The organism is Micromonospora sp. WMMA1996 (assembly GCF_002573675.1).
In the GTDB taxonomy this organism is placed as follows: domain Bacteria; phylum Actinomycetota; class Actinomycetes; order Mycobacteriales; family Micromonosporaceae; genus Micromonospora; species Micromonospora sediminicola.
On record NZ_PDHU01000001.1, the window covers coordinates 168,387 to 186,432 of the forward strand.

At 73.1% G+C, this 18,046-nt stretch carries 18 protein-coding genes, 2 tRNA genes and 1 pseudogene; 11 read left to right on the forward strand and 10 right to left on the reverse strand.

Annotation, left to right across the window (positions count from 1 at the left end; genetic code table 11):
- Positions 1–34 precede the first annotated feature (34 nt).
- Positions 35–1,306 carry an Ig-like domain-containing protein gene (locus COO58_RS00805; protein ID WP_091580846.1) on the forward strand — a complete coding sequence of 424 codons (1,272 nt, stop codon included), beginning with the start codon at positions 35–37 and terminating at the stop codon, positions 1,304–1,306.
- 191 nt (positions 1,307–1,497) lie between these two features.
- Positions 1,498–2,802, forward strand: coding sequence for an Ig-like domain-containing protein (locus tag COO58_RS00810; protein WP_091580850.1), 1,305 nt, complete (start codon positions 1,498–1,500; stop codon positions 2,800–2,802).
- A 120-nt stretch (positions 2,803–2,922) separates the two neighbouring features.
- On the opposite strand, the gene COO58_RS00815 is transcribed toward COO58_RS00810, so the two are convergent.
- Both COO58_RS00815 and orn read right to left on the reverse strand, forming a co-directional pair.
- Positions 2,923–2,998: transfer RNA gene (locus tag COO58_RS00815), tRNA-His, on the reverse strand.
- Between the two features lie 90 nt (positions 2,999–3,088).
- Positions 3,089–3,679 (reverse strand): oligoribonuclease, encoded by a 591-nt coding sequence (gene orn / locus COO58_RS00820; RefSeq protein WP_091580855.1) that lies wholly within the window; start codon positions 3,677–3,679, stop codon positions 3,089–3,091.
- Between the two features lie 73 nt (positions 3,680–3,752).
- On the opposite strand from orn, the gene COO58_RS00825 reads away from it, so the two are divergent.
- The gene (locus COO58_RS00825) at positions 3,753–5,012 is read left to right on the forward strand and encodes a glycosyltransferase 87 family protein (protein ID WP_098743435.1); all 1,260 of its coding nucleotides are present in this window, start codon (positions 3,753–3,755) and stop codon (positions 5,010–5,012) included.
- A 155-nt stretch (positions 5,013–5,167) separates the two neighbouring features.
- Here COO58_RS00825 and COO58_RS30555 read toward each other — a convergent pair.
- The 3 genes and pseudogenes from COO58_RS30555 to COO58_RS00840 all read right to left on the reverse strand — a co-directional run.
- A pseudogene (locus COO58_RS30555) lies at positions 5,168–5,440 on the reverse strand (hypothetical protein); the annotation flags it as partial.
- 656 nt (positions 5,441–6,096) lie between these two features.
- Entirely contained in the window at positions 6,097–6,825 is a 729-nt protein-coding gene (locus tag COO58_RS00835; RefSeq protein WP_098743439.1) for a YcnI family protein, read from the reverse strand.
- 16 nt (positions 6,826–6,841) lie between these two features.
- On the reverse strand, positions 6,842–8,509 hold the full coding sequence (locus tag COO58_RS00840; protein WP_091584073.1) for a copper resistance CopC/CopD family protein: 1,668 nt from the start codon (positions 8,507–8,509) through the stop codon (positions 6,842–6,844).
- A gap of 221 nt (positions 8,510–8,730) precedes the next feature.
- Here COO58_RS00840 and COO58_RS00845 point away from each other — a divergent pair, with 221 nt between their 5' ends.
- The 4 genes from COO58_RS00845 to COO58_RS00860 are packed head-to-tail and all read left to right on the forward strand — an operon-like array spanning position 8,731 to position 11,664.
- A complete protein-coding gene (locus tag COO58_RS00845) occupies positions 8,731–9,318 on the forward strand; it encodes a sigma-70 family RNA polymerase sigma factor (RefSeq protein WP_091580869.1) in 588 nt (195 codons plus the stop codon).
- A 30-nt stretch (positions 9,319–9,348) separates the two neighbouring features.
- A complete protein-coding gene (locus COO58_RS00850) occupies positions 9,349–9,870 on the forward strand; it encodes a MauE/DoxX family redox-associated membrane protein (RefSeq protein WP_091580872.1) in 522 nt (173 codons plus the stop codon).
- Entirely contained in the window at positions 9,863–10,579 is a 717-nt protein-coding gene (locus tag COO58_RS00855) for a thioredoxin domain-containing protein (protein WP_091580877.1), read from the forward strand. Before COO58_RS00850 ends, COO58_RS00855 begins: the two co-directional genes overlap by 8 nt.
- Positions 10,576–11,664 carry a hypothetical protein gene (locus COO58_RS00860; RefSeq protein WP_369700165.1) on the forward strand — a complete coding sequence of 363 codons (1,089 nt, stop codon included), beginning with the start codon at positions 10,576–10,578 and terminating at the stop codon, positions 11,662–11,664. The genes COO58_RS00855 and COO58_RS00860 overlap by 4 nt, the downstream gene beginning before the upstream one ends.
- 118 nt (positions 11,665–11,782) lie before the next feature.
- On the opposite strand, the gene COO58_RS00865 is transcribed toward COO58_RS00860, so the two are convergent.
- Genes COO58_RS00865 through COO58_RS00880 form a run of 4 tightly spaced genes read right to left on the reverse strand, consistent with a single transcriptional unit; the run spans position 11,783 to position 14,482 of the window.
- The gene (locus COO58_RS00865) at positions 11,783–12,553 is read right to left on the reverse strand and encodes an energy-coupling factor ABC transporter ATP-binding protein (protein WP_098743440.1); all 771 of its coding nucleotides are present in this window, start codon (positions 12,551–12,553) and stop codon (positions 11,783–11,785) included.
- Entirely contained in the window at positions 12,550–13,320 is a 771-nt protein-coding gene (gene cbiQ, locus COO58_RS00870; RefSeq protein ID WP_091580888.1) for a cobalt ECF transporter T component CbiQ, read from the reverse strand. Before cbiQ ends, COO58_RS00865 begins: the two co-directional genes overlap by 4 nt.
- Positions 13,321–13,337: 17 nt before the next feature.
- Positions 13,338–13,766, reverse strand: coding sequence for a PDGLE domain-containing protein (locus COO58_RS00875; RefSeq protein WP_245666847.1), 429 nt, complete (start codon positions 13,764–13,766; stop codon positions 13,338–13,340).
- Entirely contained in the window at positions 13,763–14,482 is a 720-nt protein-coding gene (locus COO58_RS00880) for an energy-coupling factor ABC transporter permease (protein ID WP_091580891.1), read from the reverse strand. The genes COO58_RS00875 and COO58_RS00880 overlap by 4 nt, the downstream gene beginning before the upstream one ends.
- 123 nt (positions 14,483–14,605) lie before the next feature.
- Between COO58_RS00880 and bcp the strand changes: the two genes are divergently transcribed.
- Together bcp and COO58_RS00890 are read left to right on the forward strand one after the other, a co-directional pair.
- Complete coding sequence (gene bcp, locus COO58_RS00885) at positions 14,606–15,076, forward strand: thioredoxin-dependent thiol peroxidase (RefSeq protein WP_098743442.1); 471 nt, start codon at positions 14,606–14,608, stop codon at positions 15,074–15,076.
- Positions 15,077–15,167: 91 nt separating this feature from the next.
- Positions 15,168–15,242, forward strand: a tRNA-Leu gene (locus tag COO58_RS00890).
- A gap of 70 nt (positions 15,243–15,312) precedes the next feature.
- On the opposite strand, the gene COO58_RS00895 is transcribed toward COO58_RS00890, so the two are convergent.
- A complete protein-coding gene (locus COO58_RS00895; RefSeq protein ID WP_091580902.1) occupies positions 15,313–16,065 on the reverse strand; it encodes an SDR family oxidoreductase in 753 nt (250 codons plus the stop codon).
- Positions 16,066–16,188: 123 nt separating this feature from the next.
- Between COO58_RS00895 and COO58_RS00900 the strand changes: the two genes are divergently transcribed.
- Positions 16,189–16,770: a TetR/AcrR family transcriptional regulator gene (locus COO58_RS00900; protein WP_091580906.1), complete on the forward strand. Its 582-nt coding sequence runs from the start codon at positions 16,189–16,191 to the stop codon at positions 16,768–16,770.
- Between the two features lie 235 nt (positions 16,771–17,005).
- A complete protein-coding gene (locus COO58_RS00905; RefSeq protein WP_098743444.1) occupies positions 17,006–17,992 on the forward strand; it encodes a zinc-dependent alcohol dehydrogenase family protein in 987 nt (328 codons plus the stop codon).
- Positions 17,993–18,046: the final 54 nt, after the last annotated feature.

Consider the following 18,046-nt stretch of genomic DNA (forward strand, 5'->3'; position numbering starts at 1 on the left):
GATGTCCGCCAGGCACGCTACGACAGGGGTGGGCATGGGCAGGTTCGCGCGGGCCGGGGCGATGGTGGGCGCCCTGGTCCTCACGGCGTCGCTGGCACTGACCGGGTGCGGCGGCGACGAGGAGAAGCCGGCGTTCGTGCCCGGCCAGCAGCAGGTCGGCGGGGTCTCGTCGAGCGCGCCGGATCCGAGCGCCGCGCCGAGCGACGCCGCCGACGCGGCGCCGCCGCTGACCGTGAGCCCCGCCGACGGGGCGACCGGACGGCCGGTCAGCAGCGAGATCAGCGCCCGGATCCCGGGCGGGGGCACGGTGTCGAAGGTCGTGCTCACCACCGCCGACGGCGCCACCGTCGCCGGGCGGATGCGACGCGACGGCTCCAGCTGGGTGCCGTCCACCGCGCTGAAGTACGCCACCAAGTACACCGCCACGGTCACCGGGACCGGCAAGGACGGCGCGCCCCACCAGGGCACCAGCACGTTCACCACGATGGCCAAGCCCAAGTCCATGATCGGCTCCGGCCTCTACCTGTTCAGCGACAAGACCTACGGTGTGGCCATGCCCGTGGTCGCCGAGTTCTCCCCCGGCATCCCGAAGAAGGACCGGGCCGCGGTGCAGAAGCGGATGTTCGTGCAGACCGACCCGCCGCAGCCGGGCGCCTGGCACTGGGTCGGCAACGGCACCCAGGCCTACTACCGCGCCCCGGAGTACTGGAAGACCGGCACCACGCTCACCGTCCGGCTGGCGCTGGCCGGGATCCCGCTGAGCAACGGGAAGTACGGCAACATCGACCGGAGCGCCACCGCCAAGATCGGCCGGGCGTTCGAGATGTCGGTCGACAACGCGACCAAGCGGATGACCGTCTCCGAGAACGGCGCGGTGATCCGCACGCTGCCGGTGAGCCTGGGCAAGAAGAGCACCCCGTCCTCCAGCGGCACCATGGTGGTGATGGAGAAGAAGGAGTCGACCGTCTTCGACACCCGGGACGAGCCGGACCCGAACAACCAGTACGTGACGAAGATCGACTTTGCCCAGCGGCTCACCTGGGGCGGCGAGTACATCCACGCGGCCCCGTGGTCGGAGGGGGTGCAGGGACGCCGGAACGTGTCACACGGCTGTGTCAACGTGTCGATGGCGGACGGTCGGTGGCTGTTCGGCAAGACGCTGATCGGTGATCCGATCACGGTGAAGGGCACCGAGCGGCAGCTGGCCCCGGGCAACGGGTGGACGGCGTGGAGCATGAGCTGGTCGCGCTTCGTCGAGGGCAGCGCCCTGCCGGTGCCGAAGGGCGGGCAGCCGGAGCCGTTCTGACCGGCGTAACGTGGTCGGACGCACCGTCGCGCGCGGCCAGCCGGAGACGGCTCCCCGAGGTCAGCGCCGGGTGACAACAGAATCGTTACACCGTCGCCAGGGTGTTCCGCTTCACTCCCGGCAACGGGTCACCGTTCCGGTGCGTCTGACCAGAGACGATGGGGACCGGGCATCACACTTGTGAGGGAAACATGCGAGCTGGCCAGGACGAACTGATCCGGGGCGGAACCGCCCGGCGCGGCGGGCGCCGCGCGCTCGCGGCCGTGGTGCTCGCCGCCGCCATGGCCCTGACCTCCGCCTGCACCGGTGGCGGCGACGACGGGTCGTCGAGCTGGCAGGGCGGCGGCGACGGCGGCGAGAAGGCCCCGAAGGCGGCGGCCACCATCAGCGAGCCGGCCGCCGACGCCAAGGACGTCCCCGCCTCCACCGCCGTCACCTTCACCACCACCGAGGCGCAGGAGACCAGCGTCGAGGTGAAGGACTCGACCGGCAAGGCCGTCGAGGGCGAGATGGCGGCGGACGGGAAGAGCTGGCTGCCCGCCGGCGCCCTGGACTACGGGCAGACCTACACCGCGACCGTGACCGCGACCGGCGACGACGGCAAGGCGGCCACCGCCACCAGCACGTTCACCACCATGGCCAAGCCGTCCAAGCAGATCCGGGTCAGCAGCTTCCTCGGTGACAACCAGGTCGTCGGCGTGGGCATGCCGCTGATCGTGAAGTTCGGCCGGGCGATCCCGGAGGACTACCGGGACGACATGCAGCGCCGGATGACGGTCACCGCCAAGCCGGCCCAGGAGGGCGTCTGGCACTGGGTGAGCCCCACCGAGGTGCGCTACCGGCCCAAGACGTTCTGGAAGGCCAACAGCACGGTCTCCTACAAGGTGCAGGCGGGCGGGCTGCCGCTCGGCGACGGCTGGTACGGCCGCTCCGACCTCACCGTCGACGTCAAGATCGGCCCGGCGTTCGTGATGACCGTGGACAACCGCACCAAGCGGATGACCGTCACCAAGGACGGCAAGGCGGTCAAGACGATCCTGGTCAGCCTGGGCAAGAAGAGCACCCCGTCGTCCAGCGGCACGATGGTGGTGATCGAGAAGCTCCGCCACACCGTCTTCGACACGATGGAGGAGCTGGGCCCGGAGGAGGGCTACCGCACCGAGATCGACTACGCCCAGCGGCTCACCTGGGGCGGCGAGTTCATCCACGCCGCGCCCTGGTCCGAGGGCGTGCAGGGCCGCACGAACGTGTCGCACGGCTGCGTCAACGTCTCGATGAAGGACGGCAACTGGCTGTTCGCCAACACCCGCATCGGTGACCCGATCACGGTCAAGGGCACCGAGCGCAAGCTCCAGAACGGCAACGGCTGGACCGACTGGAACATGAGCTGGGACGAGTACGTCAAGGGCAGCGCCCTGCCGTACGAGCCGCCGGCGGAGCCGGGCGACGACACCAGCCCGTCCGCCGAGACGCCGAGCCCGCAGCCGACCGCCTGACCGACGCCGCCGAGCGGCCCGTCCCCGACCCGGGGCGGGCCGCTCGCCGTTTCCGGGGGTGTGGCCCCGCCGGTCCCCGCACACGACGAAGCCCCCTCCCGGAGGAGGGGGCTTCGGCACTGGGGTGACTGATGGGAATTGAACCCACGACAACCGGGACCACAACCCGGTGCTCTGCCAACTGAGCTACAGCCACCATGCTCGCCGCTCCGGTCGACCCGGGCGGTGCGCGGACTAATAATAGCCACACCCCGGCCGACCCCGTCCACCGGGTTCGGCCCGGGCGTCAGAGCTGCGCGGCGATCGCCTTCGCGGTCTCCACGTCCGGCCCCGGCAGCGGCACGAACACGGTCCGCCGGTAGTACTCCAGCTCGCGGATGCTCTCCCGGATGTCGGCCAGCGCCCGGTGGGCCAGGCCCTTCTGCGGCTGGCCGAAGTACACCCGGGGGTACCAGCGCCGGCACAGCTCCTTGATCGACGAGACGTCGATCATCCGGTAGTGCAGGTGGGCGTCGAGCCGGGTCATGTCCCGGGCCAGGAAGCCACGGTCGGTGGCGATCGAGTTGCCGCACAGCGGCGCGGTACGCGGATCCTTCACATAGCTGGTCACGTAGTCGAGCACCATGTCCTCGGCCTCGGCCAGGGTGACCGTGGAGCGGCGTACCTCCTCGGTCAGGCCGGACTTGGCGTGCATGGTCCGCACGATCTCCGGCATGCCCTCCAGCGCCGCGTCGTCGGCGTGGATCACCACGTCGACGCCTTCGCCGAGCACGTTCAGGTCCGGGTCGGTGACGAGCGCGGCGACCTCGATGAGGGCGTCCCGACGCAGGTCCAGCCCGGTCATCTCACAGTCGATCCAGACGAGAAGATCAGCCACCGGGACAGACTACGCGCCGCCGACCCGCCCGCGCCTCGGCACCGGGGGCCAGGTGGACCGCTAGGGTTTCCCCGTGCCAGCCGAATCCGTCGCCCCGCCCGCCGTCTCCCAGGACGACGCGGGCGGACGCACGGCCCGGCGGGTGGTCGCCGTGCTGGCGCTGGTCGCGATCCTGCCGGCGCTCTACCTGCGCAACCTGCGCCACGACTACTTCGACCAGAAGATCTACATGTCGGCGATGGACTGGTGGGCGGCCGGGCACCCGCTCTACGACTACGTCCAGCCGGACCGGGTGCAGGGCGAGCTCTACTTCACCTATCCGCCGCTCGCCGCGTTGCTCCTGGCGCCGTTCTCGTACCTGCGGCTCGGGGTGGCGATCGCCACCTTCGCGGTGCTGACCGCGGTTGCCGTGGTGGTGACCACAGGCTGGCTGGTGCTGCCGGTACTGCGGCGGCACGACCTGCCGCGCGGGTTCGGCCTGACCGTCGCCGTGCTGCTGGTGCTGGCGGTGGAGAGCACCCGGGAGACGCTCACGCTCGGGCAGATCAACATGCTGCTCGTGGTGCTGGTCCTGGCCGACCTGCTGTTCGCCGTACCGCAGGGGCGGCGCTGGGCCGGCGTGGGCGTGGGACTGGCGGCGGCGCTCAAGCTCTTCCCCGGCATATTCGTGCTCTACCTGCTGGCCACCCGGCGGTGGCGGGCGGCGGCGGTGGCGACGGCGACCGCAGCGGCGGCCACGCTGCTGGCCGCCGCGGTCGTGCCGGGCGACTCGTGGCGGTTCTGGACCCACGAGCTGTGGACCACCGACCGGGTGGGCCGCACCGACTACACCGGCAACCAGTCCCTGTTCGGACTGCTCAGCCGCCTGAGCGCGTCGGCCGAGCCGGACCGGCTGCCGTGGCTGCTGCTCGTGCTGGTGGTGGCCGGATTCGGCCTGTGGCGGGCCGCGCGCGCGGCCCGGGCGGGGGACGCGCTGGTGGGTCTCACGCTGACCGGCCTGGTGGGCGGGCTGGTCAGCCCGATCACCTGGATCCACCATCTGTACTGGTTCGTCCCCGCCGTGGTGGTGCTCGTCGACGCGGCGCTGGACGCCGATCCGGCGACGCCCGCCGGGGCGCGCCGTCGCGGCGGCCTGCTCGCGCTGGCCGCCGGCGTCGGCCTGCCGATCGTGTACGGGTTGGTGACGTTCCAGGACTGGGGCACCGCGATCGTGCACACGGACGATCCGGTCGACTTCGTCGTCCGCAATCTCTACGTGCTGCTCAGCCTGCTGCTGCTCGCGGTGCTGCCGATCCGCCGGGGCCGCGACGACGCATCCGAAAATTCGGACTGACCGGACAGACCTCGCGTCTGGGCCGGTTCGGCGCTAATCTTGTCCCAACTACCTCAGGTTTCTCCCAGGTAGCACCGAATTCCCCCGGTGACGGTGGCCCTCCGCGTCGGCAGCGCGGAGGGCCATCCGCCGTCCAGGGCTCACTCCTCGGCCGGCGGCGCGCCGACGGCGACCAGTTGCCGCCGGGGCAGTGGCGGCGGGGCCGGCTGCCGGCCCAGCCCGCTCAACGAGCTGACCCCGAGCCGCCCGGCCAGCACCGGAACCTGGTCCGGCTCGACCACGAAGACGACCTCGCGCGGCCGGCTCGGGCGCAGCAACAGCACCGCGGCAAGGACCACCAGCAGCGTCCCGCCGGCCAGCAGCGCCCACACCACCCCGGGGAACCAGCCGGCCCGCGCCTCGCCCCACATCTCCAGGTCGAGCCCGGCCGCGCCGTCCGAGCGCATCACCACCAGGCTCAGCGACCGGTCGGCGAAGTCGGCCGGGCTCCACTCCAGCGAGCCGACGCCCTGGCGTACCCAGAAGGGCTGGCCGAGCGGGACGGCGTCGGCGACGCCAACGGTGGCCGGGTCGAGACCGACCGGGAGCGGGCCCCGGGTCACCGCGACGCGTCGCACGGTGCTGTGCGGGACGTCGGCCAGCCACCGTCGCACCTGGTCGGTCGGGGCGAGGCCGAGGAACGCCGGACCGCCGGCGTCCCGCGCGGTGAGGCGCAGCCGGGCCTGCCCGGTCCGGACGATCGGGAGGTCGGCACGGAGCATCGCGTCCACATCGGTGACCACCACCGCGCGGGCGGGCGTGCGGACCGGCTCGAAGCGGGCGGAGAAGCCGCCGTCCGGGTCCGCGTGCCGCGCGGCGATCCCGAGCCCGGCGCCCGCCACCAGCACCGCGACCCCCACTGCCAGTGCCAGCATGCCGGCGATCGTGCGTACGAAACGCATTCGCGTCGTCCCTCTCGGTAGCCAACTACCCGGCCGACCTTACCGACGCCGGTGGCGCGATCTGCGGATATCCGCCGCACCCACCCCGGGACGGCAACCGGCCCGGCGGACACGATCCGCCGGGCCGGTGACTGTCGCCGTGCTCAGGACGTCTCGGTGGGCTCCCGCCGGGTACGCGCGAACGCCAGCCCGCCGAGGACCAGGCCGGCCAGGCCGGCGACGAGGCCGGCGACCCCGAGCGCGGTACCCGCGCCCGAGTCGTCGTCGTCATCGTCGTCGTCCGCGGCGGCGGCCGCCGGCGCGCTCGCGCCGGGGGACGCGGACGCCGCGGCGGCCAGCGTGAGCACCGGGGCCGGGTTCTCCGGCTCCTCCGCGCCCGGCGTCGGCTCCTCGATCCAGCGGGAGACGTTGCCGTCGGAGTAGGTCTGCAGCACCTTGAACACCATGGTGTCCACCTGCGGCAGCGGCCCCATCGACACCGGGAACTCCTGGAACTCGCCCGGCTTGACGCCGCCGCCCTGCGCCGCGGTGAAGGTGAGCTTGGAGACCGCCTCGGTGAGCTGGCTGCCGTGCACCTCGATCGGCGGGTCGACCTTGCGCTTCTCCACCGCCACCGTCCAGCCCGGCACCGGCATGGTCGAGACGGAACCCACCGGCGCGTTCGCCGGCAGGTTCACCTCGACCTTGACCGTCGACGCCGTGTCGCTCTCGTTCGGCACCCGGAACGCGAACCGACCGTAGCCGCCCTGCGTACCCTCCTTCGGGTTGACTGTGACGTGCGCCGAGGCCGGCCCGGCCAGGCCGAGGACGGCGGTGGTGACAGCGGCGAGAGTCAGCGCGGCGGCGGTCGCGGGACGCCGGAGACGGATCATCAGAGGGAACCTTCCGTTACTTGATCGGCACGGTGGCGGTCACCGTGGCCTGGTCGATGTCGGACGTGCGGACGGTGAAGCGGAGCTGCCAGTCGCCCCGGGCCGGCAGGTTGACCTCGCCGGTGGCGTGGTTGTCGCTCAGCGGCAGCAGCGGCACCGTGATCGGCTCGATCCCGGCCGACGGCAACGCCGCGGTGACCTTCCACTCCTGCACCGGCTGCGGCCGGTTGTCGGTCGTGTAGGCGTAGAGGTGCAGCGAGTTGTTGCCGCTCTCGGCCGGGTCCAGCTCCACCTGGAGCGAGTAGATCGGGCTGCTCAGCGTGGTGGAGAAGTAGCCGGCCGGCGCGCCCGCCACGTCGGCGGCCGCGGTCCGCGCCGGGGTGGTCTGCACCAGCGTCGCGGACAGGCCCAGCACCACCGCGGTGATCGCCAGCTCGGCCACCACGGCCCGCCGCATCGAACCCGGCCGGCCGGCGGCGACCCGCCGGCGCACCAGCGCCCGGGAGTACGCGGCCACGCCGATCACCAACGCGAACAGCACGATCTTGGCGAGCAGCAGCCGCCCGTAGGTGGTGTCGACCAGTGCCGTTGGGCTGGCCACCTCGATCAGACCCTGCACGGTGCCGGCCAGCAGCAGCGCGGCCACCGCCAACGCGGCCCAGCGGGACCAGATCGGCAGGATGGCGTCCAGCTCGCGCTCGTCGGCGCGGCGCAGCAGGAAGACCGCCAGCATCACCAGACCGCCCAGCCAGACCGCCATCCCGCCCAGGTGCACGGCGTCCACCACCACCGAGACGGCCGGCGCCGGGGAGGCGGCGGCGTGACCGGCGAGCGGCCAGGTGAACAACGCCGCACCGCCGAGGACGGCCAGGATGATCCCGTCGGTGCGGCCGACCGGACCGGCGAACAGCGGGCGGAGCAGGAACGCCGCCGCCGCCAGCAGGCCCAGCCGGACCAGGTGGGTGGTGCCGTAGGCGCTGCCCAGCACGTCGCCCAGGCCGGCCCCGGTGACGTCGAACAGCCCGCCGCCGTTGGTGTAGGGCACCTGGAGCCACAACTCGGCCACGGTGGCCGCGGCCAGCACGCCGAGCCCGGTCCAGGCCAGCCGCGCCGGGCCCCGGCGGGACAGCCGGCGCGGCCAGAGCGCGGCCAGCACCAGGGCCGGGCCGACCAGCAGCAGCAGGCCCACGTAGCCGACGTACTTCGCCACCTTGACCGCGTTCTCCGTCACCGGGTTCGCCCGGTTGTCCGAGCCGGTGTCGGTCGGCGGCTCCGACGGCGCGCCGACCGAGTAGGTGAACGCGCCGGAGACCGGGTGGCTGTCCGCCGAGATCACCCGGTAGCTCACCAGGTAGGTGCCGCGCGCGCCGGACGGGTCCACCGGGATGGTGACCTCGGCGCCCTGGAACGTCGGCTCACCCCGGTCGGCCCGGGAGCCGTCCGGCGCGATCACCCGGACCTTGCCGGGCACCTTCCGGACGCCCTCGCTGAAGGTGATCACCACCTGGGCGGGCGCCTCGGGCACCACGGCGGACGCGGCAGGGCTGCTGCTCACCAGCACCGCGTGGGCGCTGGCCGGCGTGGCCGGGGCGAGCAGCAGGGTGACCAGGAGGAGCAGCAGCCCGGCGACGGTCCCGGAGCGGGCGGCGACGACCCCGGGCGGGCGGCGTACGGCAGCAGTCATGACCGCCATGGTTCCCGAACCGTGGCGGGCCCGGCGAGCCGACCTCCGCCGGGCGCGCCGCGGCGCCCGATCGGTGCGGTGACGCGCGCCACCGGAACCTGGTCGGAGGTCATGAGGGGGTAGTCGGTGGACGGACGGAAAAAGTTCCCGGCGTGTGCGGGACCACGGAATGGGCCGAAGGACCCTGTCACCCACAGGTACGCCGCGTAACCTCGTCTGTCGTGATCCCCGCCCCGCGCGACACCGCCGCCGACCACCCCGAGCCGGGGTCCGAGGCTGCGCGGGACACGGCCACCGGGTGGGCGCTGGCCGCGCGGCACGGCGACCCGGCCGCCCAGGCCGCCTTCGTCCGGGCCACCCAGGCCGAGGTCTGGCGCTTCGCCGCCGCCCTGGTCGACCCGGACAGCGCGGACGACCTGACCCAGGAGACCTACCTGCGGGCGTTCCGGGCGCTGCCCGGCTTCGAGGGTCGGTCCACCGCACGCACCTGGCTGCTCGGCATCGCCCGCCGGGCCTGCGCCGACCACCTGCGGACCGTGGTGCGCCGCCGCCGGCTCGACGAACGGCTCGCCGCCCAGGCGGCCACCGACCGGCCCGGTCCGGACCCGGCCGGCCAGCTGGGCGCCGCCGACCTGGTCCGCCGGCTGCCCGCCGAGCGGCGCTCCGCGTTCGTGCTCACCCAGCTGCTCGGCCTGTCCTACGCCGAGGCCGCCGACGTGGAGGGGGTGCCGGTGGGCACCATCCGCTCCCGGGTCGCGCGGGCCCGCGACGAGCTGGTCGGCGCCGTCGGCGACACGCTGGCCGGATAGCGGGAACCTTTCATGCCTCCCGGACGACGAATGACTGTGACCCCCTCCCCCACCCGGGCCGACCGCTGGCGGGCCCTGCGGCCCTGGCTCGGCGTGGCGGCCCGCCTCGGGCTGGCCGCCGTCTGGCTGATCGCCGGTGGCACCAAGGTCGGTGACCTGGCCGCCTCCGGTCGGGCCGTGAACGCCTACCAGGTGATGCCGTACGACCTGGCCACGGTGATCGGCGCGGCGCTGCCGTTCGTGGAGCTGGCCCTGGGTCTGCTGCTGCTCGTCGGGTTGGCCACCCGGGTCAGCGCCGGTGTCTCCGCCGCGCTGCTGGTGGTCTTCATCGTCGGCATCGCCTCGGCCTGGGCGCGCGGTCTGGCCATCGACTGCGGGTGCTTCGGCAGCGGTGGCCAGCTCGGCGCCGGCGAGACACCGAGCTACCTCCCGGAGATCCTCCGGGACCTGGGATTCCTGCTACTGGCCGGATTCCTGCTGATCTGGCCCCGCACCCCGTTCTCGGTGGACGGCTGGCTCGCGGGCGACATCGTGGAGGACGAGGATGAGTAGTCGCAAGGGACGCAAGGACGCGTCACGGGTGGTGCGCGAGCAGATCGCCCGGGAGAAGCGGCGCAAGCGCACCCTCTTCACCACCATCGCCGCGGTACTGGTGCTGGTCATCGCCGGCGGCATCGGCTGGGCCGTCTACTCCTCGCAGAAGTCCGACGAATTCACCGCGCCGCCCGGCGCCAACGACGCCGGCACCGGCATCGTCGAGGGCAGCGGCCCGGTCACCATCGACCTGTACGAGGACTACCTCTGCCCGGTCTGCAAGCAGTTCCAGCAGGTCAACGGCGCAACCATCAACCAGCTCGTCAGCGAGGGCAAGGCGACGGTGGTCTTCCACCCGGTCGCCTTCCTCAACCGCTTCTCCACCACCGAATACTCCACCCGCTCCTCGGCCGCCTCCGGCTGCGCCGCGAAGGGCGGCAAGTTCCGCGAGTTCACCGACCAGCTCTTCGCCAAGCAGCCGCCGGAGGGCAGCGCCGGGCTCAGCAACGACGAGCTGATCGACATCGGCGCGGGCGTCGGTCTGAACCGGGACGACTTCGCCTCCTGCGTGAACGACGGCACCTACACGTCGTGGACCGAGCACGTGACCGACGAGGCGAGCAAGTCCGGCGTGACCGGCACCCCGACCATCAAGGTCAACGGCAGCGAGGTGCAGGACAAGAGCCCGGACGGGATCAAGGCGGCCGTGGAGGCGGCCGGGAAGTGATCCCCGCACCGCTGCGCCGGGCCGGGCTGGTGGTCGCCGTCGCGGCCACCGCCCTGCTCGCGCTCGCCGCACCGGCCGCCGCGCACGGCGCGGACGCCCCCGACGGCACCGACTACCGGGGCGCGGTCACCGGCGTCAGCCCGGACCGGCCCGGGCTGACCGCCCGGATGGTCGAGGCCGGCGCGCGGCTGGAGCTGACCAACCGCACCGGCGCCGACGTGACCGTGCTCGGCTACTCCGGCGAGCCCTACCTGCGGATCGGCCCCGGCGGCGTGTTCGAGAACAGGCGCTCGCCGGCCACCTGGCTGAACCGGACGCTGGCCGCGGAGACCCGACTGCCGGCCGAGGCGGACCCGGCCGCCCCGCCGGACTGGCGGCGGATCGACGACGGACCCACCGCCCGCTGGCACGACCAGCGCACGCTGTGGCGCGGGGACGTCCCACCGGCCGCCGTCGCCGCCGCCCCCGACCGGGAGCAGCGGGTCCGCGACTGGGTGGTGCCGCTGCGCGCCGGGACCGAACCGATCGAGGTACGCGGGACGCTGGACTGGGTGCCGCCGCCCGACCCGTACCCCTGGTGGGTGGCCGCCACCCTCGGTTTCCTGGTGATCGGCGCGGCCGGGCTGGTGCCCGGCAGCACGACCGCCGGCGTACGTGCGCTGCGCGCGGTGGGCGGCCTGCTCGCCCTCGGCGGGGTGGCGGCCGTGACGCTCACCGTCGGCCGCGCGCTCGACACCGGCGGCCCCGGGTTCGGCGGCCTGCTCGCCGAGCTGGTCACCGGCCAGGTGTGGACGCTGCTCACCGGCCTCGGCGCGCTCGCCGCCGGCGGCTACGCGCTGGCCCGCCGACCGGCCGCCGACTTCACGCTGGCGCTGGCCGGCGCGTGCCTCACCCTGTTCGCCGGGGTGTCGAACCTGGCCGTGCTGTCCCGCTCGGTCCCCCCGGCCGCCGGCCCCGCAGGACTGGTGCGCGTCCTGGTCGCCGTGGCCCTGGCCACGGGCGCCGGTGCGGTCGCCGCCGGTCTGCTCCGCCTCCGCACCGCCGCCCGCACCGCCCCCCACCCCCACCTGACCCGCGCCCCCTGACCCGCCCTCGCGCCCCCTGGCGCCCCCGCGGCGGCGATCTTGCAGTTGCGGCCCCACGAGTTCGGCTTTTGTCCGTTGTGCCGAGGCCCGAAGTGCAAGATCGCCGAGGTCGGTGGGGTCAGGGCGAGCGGGGGGAGGTGGGGGCGAAGCCGTGGGGGAGTTCGAGGCGGTGTGCGGACAGCAGCGTTGCGTCGGAGAGGACGTCTGCGGTGGGGGCGTCGGCGACGATGCGGCCGCCGTCCAGGATCACCGCGCGGGGACACAGCTCGGCCGCGTACGGCAGGTCGTGGGTGACCATCAGCAGCGTCACCGGCAGGCCGCGCAGGATCTCCGCCAGCTCCCGGCGGGCCGCCGGGTCGAGGTTCGACGACGGCTCGTCCAGCACCAGGATCTCCGGGCGCATGGCCAGCACGGTGGCCACCGCCACCCGGCGCCGCTGCCCGAACGACAGGTGGTGCGGCGCCCGGTCCCGGTGCTCGGCCATGCCCACCGCCGCGAGCGCCTCGTCGACCCGTTCCGCCAGCTCGGCCCCGCGCAGACCCAGGTTGGCCGGGCCGAACGCGACATCCTCCGCCACCGTGGGCAGGAAGAGCTGGTCGTCCGGGTCCTGGAAGACGATGCCGACCCGGCGGCGGACCTCGGCGAGGGTGTCCCGGTCGCGGGTCACCGTCAGGCCGCCGACCGCCACCGTCCCCTCGGTCGGGGTGAGGATGCCGTTGAGGTGCAGCACCAGCGTGGTCTTGCCGGCGCCGTTCGGCCCGAGCAGCGCCACCCGGTCGCCGCGCGGCACGGTCAGGTCCACCCCGTGCAGGGCGACGTGACCGTCCGGATACGCGTACCGGACGCCACTGACGTCCAGGGAGGGCGGCTGCTGCACGTACCCGATCATTGCAGGACGAGCGCGGCGGCGGCGATGGAGGCCGCGATCACCGGCACCGTCGCGCCCACCGCCCACTGCCCGGCGGTGGCCGCCCCGGCCCCCTGCCAGACCGCCGGCATCCGGCCGGTGTAGCCGCGGGAGACCATCGCCAGGTAGACCCGCTCGCCCCGCTCGAAGGCGCGCAGGAACAGCGCGCCGACCCCGGCCGCGAAGCCGCGCAACTGCCACAGGAAGCGCGGGTCGTCGCCCCGGGACACCCGGGCCACCCGCATCCGCCGGGCCTCCCCGACCAGCACCTCCAGGTAGCGCAGCATGAACGTGGCGATCTGGGTGAGGATCTGCGGGCAGCGCAGCCGGTCCAGGCCCAGGATCAGGTCACGTGTCGTCGTGGTCGCCGCCAGCAGGAGTGACGCGAGGACGCCGAGCGTGCCCTTGGCCAGGATGTTGAACGCGCCGTGCAGCCCGTCGACGGAGAGGCCGAGCCCGGCCACCTCGACCCGCTCCCCCGTGCCGAGGAACGGCAGCGCGAACGCGAACAGCACGAACGGCAGCTCGATCAGCGCCCGCCCGAGCAGCCAGCGCGGGCCGACCCGGGCCAGCGCCGCCACCGCGGCGACCAGCAGCGCGTATCCGCCGAACGCCCAGTACGCCTCCCGCGGGGTGGCGACCACCGCCACGGTGAACAGCACCATGGCGGCGATCTTCACCTCCGGCGGGAGGCGGTGCACCGGCGAGCCGGACTCGCGGTAGAGCACGTGCGCGTGCCCGGCGCCCATTCGTCGACCTCCCCGGCTCAGCGGCCGTCGGTGGACCGGGGCGTACCGGTCGCGGTGGCGCCCACCGGGTCCGCGGCGTCGGTGGTCGGGCCGGTCGCGGTGGCGCGGGCCGGACCGCGACGGCGGGCCAGCCAGAACAGGCCGCCGCCGACCGCGAAGGTGAGCAGCACACCGAGCACGCCGGACAGGCCGGTGGAGAGGAAGTCGTTGCCGATCCCACGTACGCCGTAGTCGGCCAGCGGGCTGTCCGCCAGCTCGTGGTCCTTGGCCTGCTGGGCCGGGCAACTGCCGCCGGTGATCTCGTCGTCGGCGTTCACCGTGCAGCCCTTGAGCAGCGACGAGTCGAGCCCGTCCGGGTGCGACGAGGCGTAGTTGCTGACCACGCCGGCCAGCAGCAGCGCCACCAGCAGGCCACCGAGGAGGAACGGCCAGGGACGCTTGCTCATCGGGCACCTCCGGCGACCGGGACGGCGGGAGCCGGCACGGCCGGCTTGAGGGCGCGCAGCGCATAGACCAGGTCGGGGCGGACCTTGGCGACGGTGACCACGGTGGTCGCGGTGATCAGGCCCTCGCCGATGCCGATCAGCAGGTGGGCGACGGCCATCGTGCCGGCCAGCCCGCCGAGGTTGCCACCGAGGTCGGTGGTGCCACCCAGCCAGTACTGCAGCACGAAGCCCTGGGACGCGACCACGACGCTGACCAGCGCGGAGACGAACGCGGTGACCGCCAGCCCGGCGGGCGTACGCGGCAGGACCCGCAGCAGCAGCGCGATCAGCAGGTAGGCGGCGGCGGTGCCGAGGATCGCCATGTTGGTGATGTTGAGGCCGAGCATGGCCACCCCGCCGTCGCCGAAGACCAGGGCCTGCACGACCAGCACCACGGCCACGCAGAGGGCACCGACCCAGGGGCCGACCAGCAGCGCGGCGAGCGCGCCGCCGAGCAGGTGGCCGCTCACCCCGGCGGTGAAGATCGGGAAGTTGAGCATCTGCACGGCGAAGATGAACGCCGCCACCAGACCGGCCATCGGCGCCAGCCGGTCGTCGAGGTCGGCCCGGCCGCGCAGCACGCAGAACGTGAGCGCGGCGAGCGCGAAGGCCGCGAAGATCGCGGCGACGGGACCGTCGATGATCCCGTTGGAGATGTGCATCGCCAGGGTTTCCACGAGATGAGCCTATTTCCGGCAGGGGGTTGTTGCCAATCCCTTGCAACAAGGCATGGTGATCATCACGGTCGACCGGGTGTCGCCGTCGGTCACCGACCCGGGCGCGGCGGTATCGTCACCGCCATGACCGACCGCCTGAAGCCCGGCGACCCCGCCCCCGAGTTCACCCTCCCCACCGACGACGGCGGGACCCTCTCCCTGACCGACCTGCGCGGCCGCAAGGTCATCCTGTACGCGTACCCGGCCGCCATGACGCCCGGCTGCACGAAGCAGGCGTGCGACTTCCGCGACTCGCTCGCCTCGCTGCAGTCCGCCGGCTACGAGGTGGTGGGCATCTCGCCGGACAAGCCGGCCAAGCTGGCCAAGTTCCGCGACCGCGACGCCATCACGTTCCCCCTGGTCGCCGACGAGGACAAGGCGGTGCTGACCGCGTACGGCGCGTACGGCGAGAAGCAGATGTACGGCCGCACAGTCACCGGCGTGATCCGCTCCACGTTCGTGGTGGACGAGGAGGGCCGGGTCGCGCACGCGTTCTACAACGTCAAGGCCACCGGCCACGTCGCCAAGCTGCGCCGGGACCTCGGGCTCGACTGACAGCCCTCGGCGAGGACGGCCGTGCGCCGACGGCCGCGGCTCCGGCCGTGGTTTACGATCCTTGGGCCGTGACACCGGTGTGCACGGTGATGGGGCCGTAGCCCAATTGGCAGGAGGCATGCGGTTTAGGTCCGCACCAGTGCGGGTTCGAGTCCCGCCGGCCCCACCCCTTAGACGTGGCCGGGAAGCCGGACGGCGGTGGGACGTCGATCCGCGACGCCCCACCGCCTCTGCCGTCACCGCTGCGCGGTGGGCCGTACCACGATCTCGTTGACGTCGACCTGATCCGGCTGGGCGACCGCGTACGCGATGGCGTCCGCGATCGCCGCGGGATCCAGCGCCATGGCGTCGCGGCTGGCCAACAGCGCGGCGCGGGTGTCGGGGTCGGCGACCGCGTGGACGAAGTCGGTGTGGACGAAGCCCGGGGAGACGACGGTGACGCGTACCGTGTCGCCGACCTCCTGCCGCAGCCCTTCGCAGACCGTTCGCACGGCAGTCTTCGTCGCGGAGTACACCGCCTGCCCGGGAACGGTGCGGTACGCGGCGGTGGACGCCACCGTCACCAGGTGTCCAGACCCCTGGCGGCGGAAGACCGGCAGCGCAGCGGCGATGCCGTGCAGTACACCGCGCAGGTTGACGTCGATCATGTCGTCCCACTCATCGACGCGCAGGGCGTCCAGCGGAGAGATCGGGCCGATGCCGGCGTTGTTGACCAGAACGTCGAGCTGGCCGAATTCGGTGACCGCCGCGTCGACCATTCGGACCAGGTCGTCGCGCCGCCGCACGTCGGTCGCCAGGGCGAGGGCGCGGCCGCCGCGTTCACGGATCTCACCGGCGAGCCGCTCGACGCGGTCGCTCCGCCGGGCGCCGAGGACGACCGTCGCCCCGCGAGCGGCCAGGGCCAGCGCGGCGGTGCGGCCGACTCCGCTGCTGGCGCCGGTGACGGCGACGACCTTGTTCCGGATACCTGTCTTGCCTGTGTCTGTCATGGTGTCGTTCTCCACTCCTGGGGGCGGATGCCGGTGGCTAGGATGGAGCCCTAAGCGGACAGGTGTCCGCATGCCCTCGACGTTAGCGGACACATGTCCACTTCGCCAGTGAACAGGAGTGACATGGATCGCAGCACCGGTGACCGGTCGAAAGCACCGAGTCGGCGGACCGATGCCGAGCGCAACAGGACCCGAATCCTCGACACCGCGCGCACCGCCCTGGAGCAGGACCCCGACGCCTCGATGCAGTCGATAGCCAAGCTCGCCGGCATCGGTCAGGGCACCCTGTACCGCAACTTTCCCAACCGGGAAGCGCTCGTCCTGGCGGTACACCGACGCGACGTCCAGGACCTCGTCGACGCCGCGCCCCGGCTGGCCGCCGGCAACCCTCCGCTCGCCGCGCTACGGCGATGGCTCGACGAACTGGGCAGCTACGGCAGGATCAAGCACGGCCTGGCCGGCGCCTTGAACAGCTCCACCAGGGAGCAGCTCGCCACCGAGGGGTACGACCCGGTCGTCGACGCCATGGGCACGTTGCTGCGCGCCTGCCAGCAGGCCGGCGACGTCCGCGCCGACGTGACCGCCGACGATCTCCTGCTGCTGGTTGGCTTCCTCTGGCGCATCAGTCCGGACGAGAACTTCGAGACCCGCAGCAGCCACCTGCTCGACCTCGTCATGGACGCGCTGCGACGACCCGCAACGTAGCGGGAATCCCGTCCGCGCAGCCCCAGCACCCGCCGGCCGCCACACCCGGACAGTCCGACCTCTTTCGGGTCCACCCGACCGCGGTAGGCCCGGAGAAATTCTCCGAGCCGGCTTGAATCGGGCATGTCGACCTGCTTAGGGCTCCAGGCCGGGCCTCCCGATCAGCTGCCACGAAGCGGGCTGGAGCGGGGCCTTCCGCGCCCGGCGTTCCCACGACAGGAAGGTTTGATTGATCATGCGGGCCGTGGTACTGCGGGAGTTCGCTTCGCCCCTGCGGGTCGACGAGATCGACCTGCCCACCGCCGGCGCCGGCCAGGTGCTCGTGCGCATCGTCGCCAGCGGCGTCAATCCGCTGGACACCAAGATCCAGGCTGGCCAGGCTCCGCACGCCCGAGTCCGTCCGCCGGCGGTGCTCGGCCTCGACCTCGCCGGGGTGGTCGTCGCCGTGGGTCCGGACGTCACGAGCTTCCAGCCCGGCGACGAGGTGTACGGACTCACCGGTGGCGTGGCCGATCTGCAGGGCTCGCTGGCGGAGTACGCCGCCGTGGACTGCCGGCTGCTGGCGCGCAAGCCGGGGGTGCTCTCCATGCGCGAGGCCGCCGCGCTGCCGCTGGCCCTGATCACCGCCTGGGAGGGGCTGGTCGACCGGGCCGGGGTCAGCGCCGGGCAGAAGGTGCTGGTGCACGGCGGCGCCGGCGGCGTCGGGTACGTCGCGATCCAACTCGCCCGCGCCCGCGGCGCCGAGGTGTACGCGACGGGCAGTTCGTCGAGCATCGAGGTCATCCGGAGCCTGGGCGCGGTGCCCATCGACTACCGCGTCAGCGGCGTCGAGGAGTACGTCGGGACCCACACCGCGGGTCAGGGGTTCGACATCGTCGTCGACACCGTGGGCGGCCCGACGCTGGACGCCTCGTTCGCGGCGGTGCGCACCTATGAGGGACACGTCGTCAGCGCGCTGGGGTGGGGGTCGCACTCCCTCGCACCGCTGTCGTTCCGCGGGGCGACCTACTCCGGAGTGTTCACCCTGCTGCCCATGCTGACCGGACAGGGCCGGGAACATCATGGGGAGATCCTGCGCGAGGGCGCCGCACTTGCCGACGCCGGCGCGCTGCGTCCACGACTCGACCCGCGCCGCTTCACCCTCGACACCGTCGCAGAGGCGCACGAACTGGTCGCCCGGGGCGCCGGGGCGGGCAAGGTCGTCGTTGACGTCGAGGCCTGATGGACCCGGGCGGGACATTGACGGCAGACCGGTGGCGGCAGCCTGGAGGAGCCG

What these genes read in the sequence shown, in the direction of transcription:
- COO58_RS00805 (WP_091580846.1), top strand. Translation starts at nt 35, where the DNA reads ATGGGCAGGTTCGCGCGGGCCGGGGCGATGGTGGGCGCCCTGGTCCTC.
- COO58_RS00810 (WP_091580850.1), top strand. Translation starts at nt 1,498, where the DNA reads ATGCGAGCTGGCCAGGACGAACTGATCCGGGGCGGAACCGCCCGGCGC.
- COO58_RS00835 (WP_098743439.1), bottom strand. Translation starts at nt 6,825, where the DNA reads ATGATCCGTCTCCGGCGTCCCGCGACCGCCGCCGCGCTGACTCTCGCC.
- COO58_RS00840 (WP_091584073.1), bottom strand. Translation starts at nt 8,509, where the DNA reads ATGACTGCTGCCGTACGCCGCCCGCCCGGGGTCGTCGCCGCCCGCTCC.
- COO58_RS00850 (WP_091580872.1), top strand. Translation starts at nt 9,349, where the DNA reads ATGACTGTGACCCCCTCCCCCACCCGGGCCGACCGCTGGCGGGCCCTG.
- COO58_RS00855 (WP_091580877.1), top strand. Translation starts at nt 9,863, where the DNA reads ATGAGTAGTCGCAAGGGACGCAAGGACGCGTCACGGGTGGTGCGCGAG.
- COO58_RS00865 (WP_098743440.1), bottom strand. Translation starts at nt 12,553, where the DNA reads ATGATCGGGTACGTGCAGCAGCCGCCCTCCCTGGACGTCAGTGGCGTC.
- cbiQ (WP_091580888.1), bottom strand. Translation starts at nt 13,320, where the DNA reads ATGGGCGCCGGGCACGCGCACGTGCTCTACCGCGAGTCCGGCTCGCCG.
- COO58_RS00875 (WP_245666847.1), bottom strand. Translation starts at nt 13,766, where the DNA reads ATGAGCAAGCGTCCCTGGCCGTTCCTCCTCGGTGGCCTGCTGGTGGCG.
- bcp (WP_098743442.1), top strand. Translation starts at nt 14,606, where the DNA reads ATGACCGACCGCCTGAAGCCCGGCGACCCCGCCCCCGAGTTCACCCTC.
- COO58_RS00895 (WP_091580902.1), bottom strand. Translation starts at nt 16,065, where the DNA reads ATGACAGACACAGGCAAGACAGGTATCCGGAACAAGGTCGTCGCCGTC.
- COO58_RS00900 (WP_091580906.1), top strand. Translation starts at nt 16,189, where the DNA reads ATGGATCGCAGCACCGGTGACCGGTCGAAAGCACCGAGTCGGCGGACC.
- COO58_RS00905 (WP_098743444.1), top strand. Translation starts at nt 17,006, where the DNA reads ATGCGGGCCGTGGTACTGCGGGAGTTCGCTTCGCCCCTGCGGGTCGAC.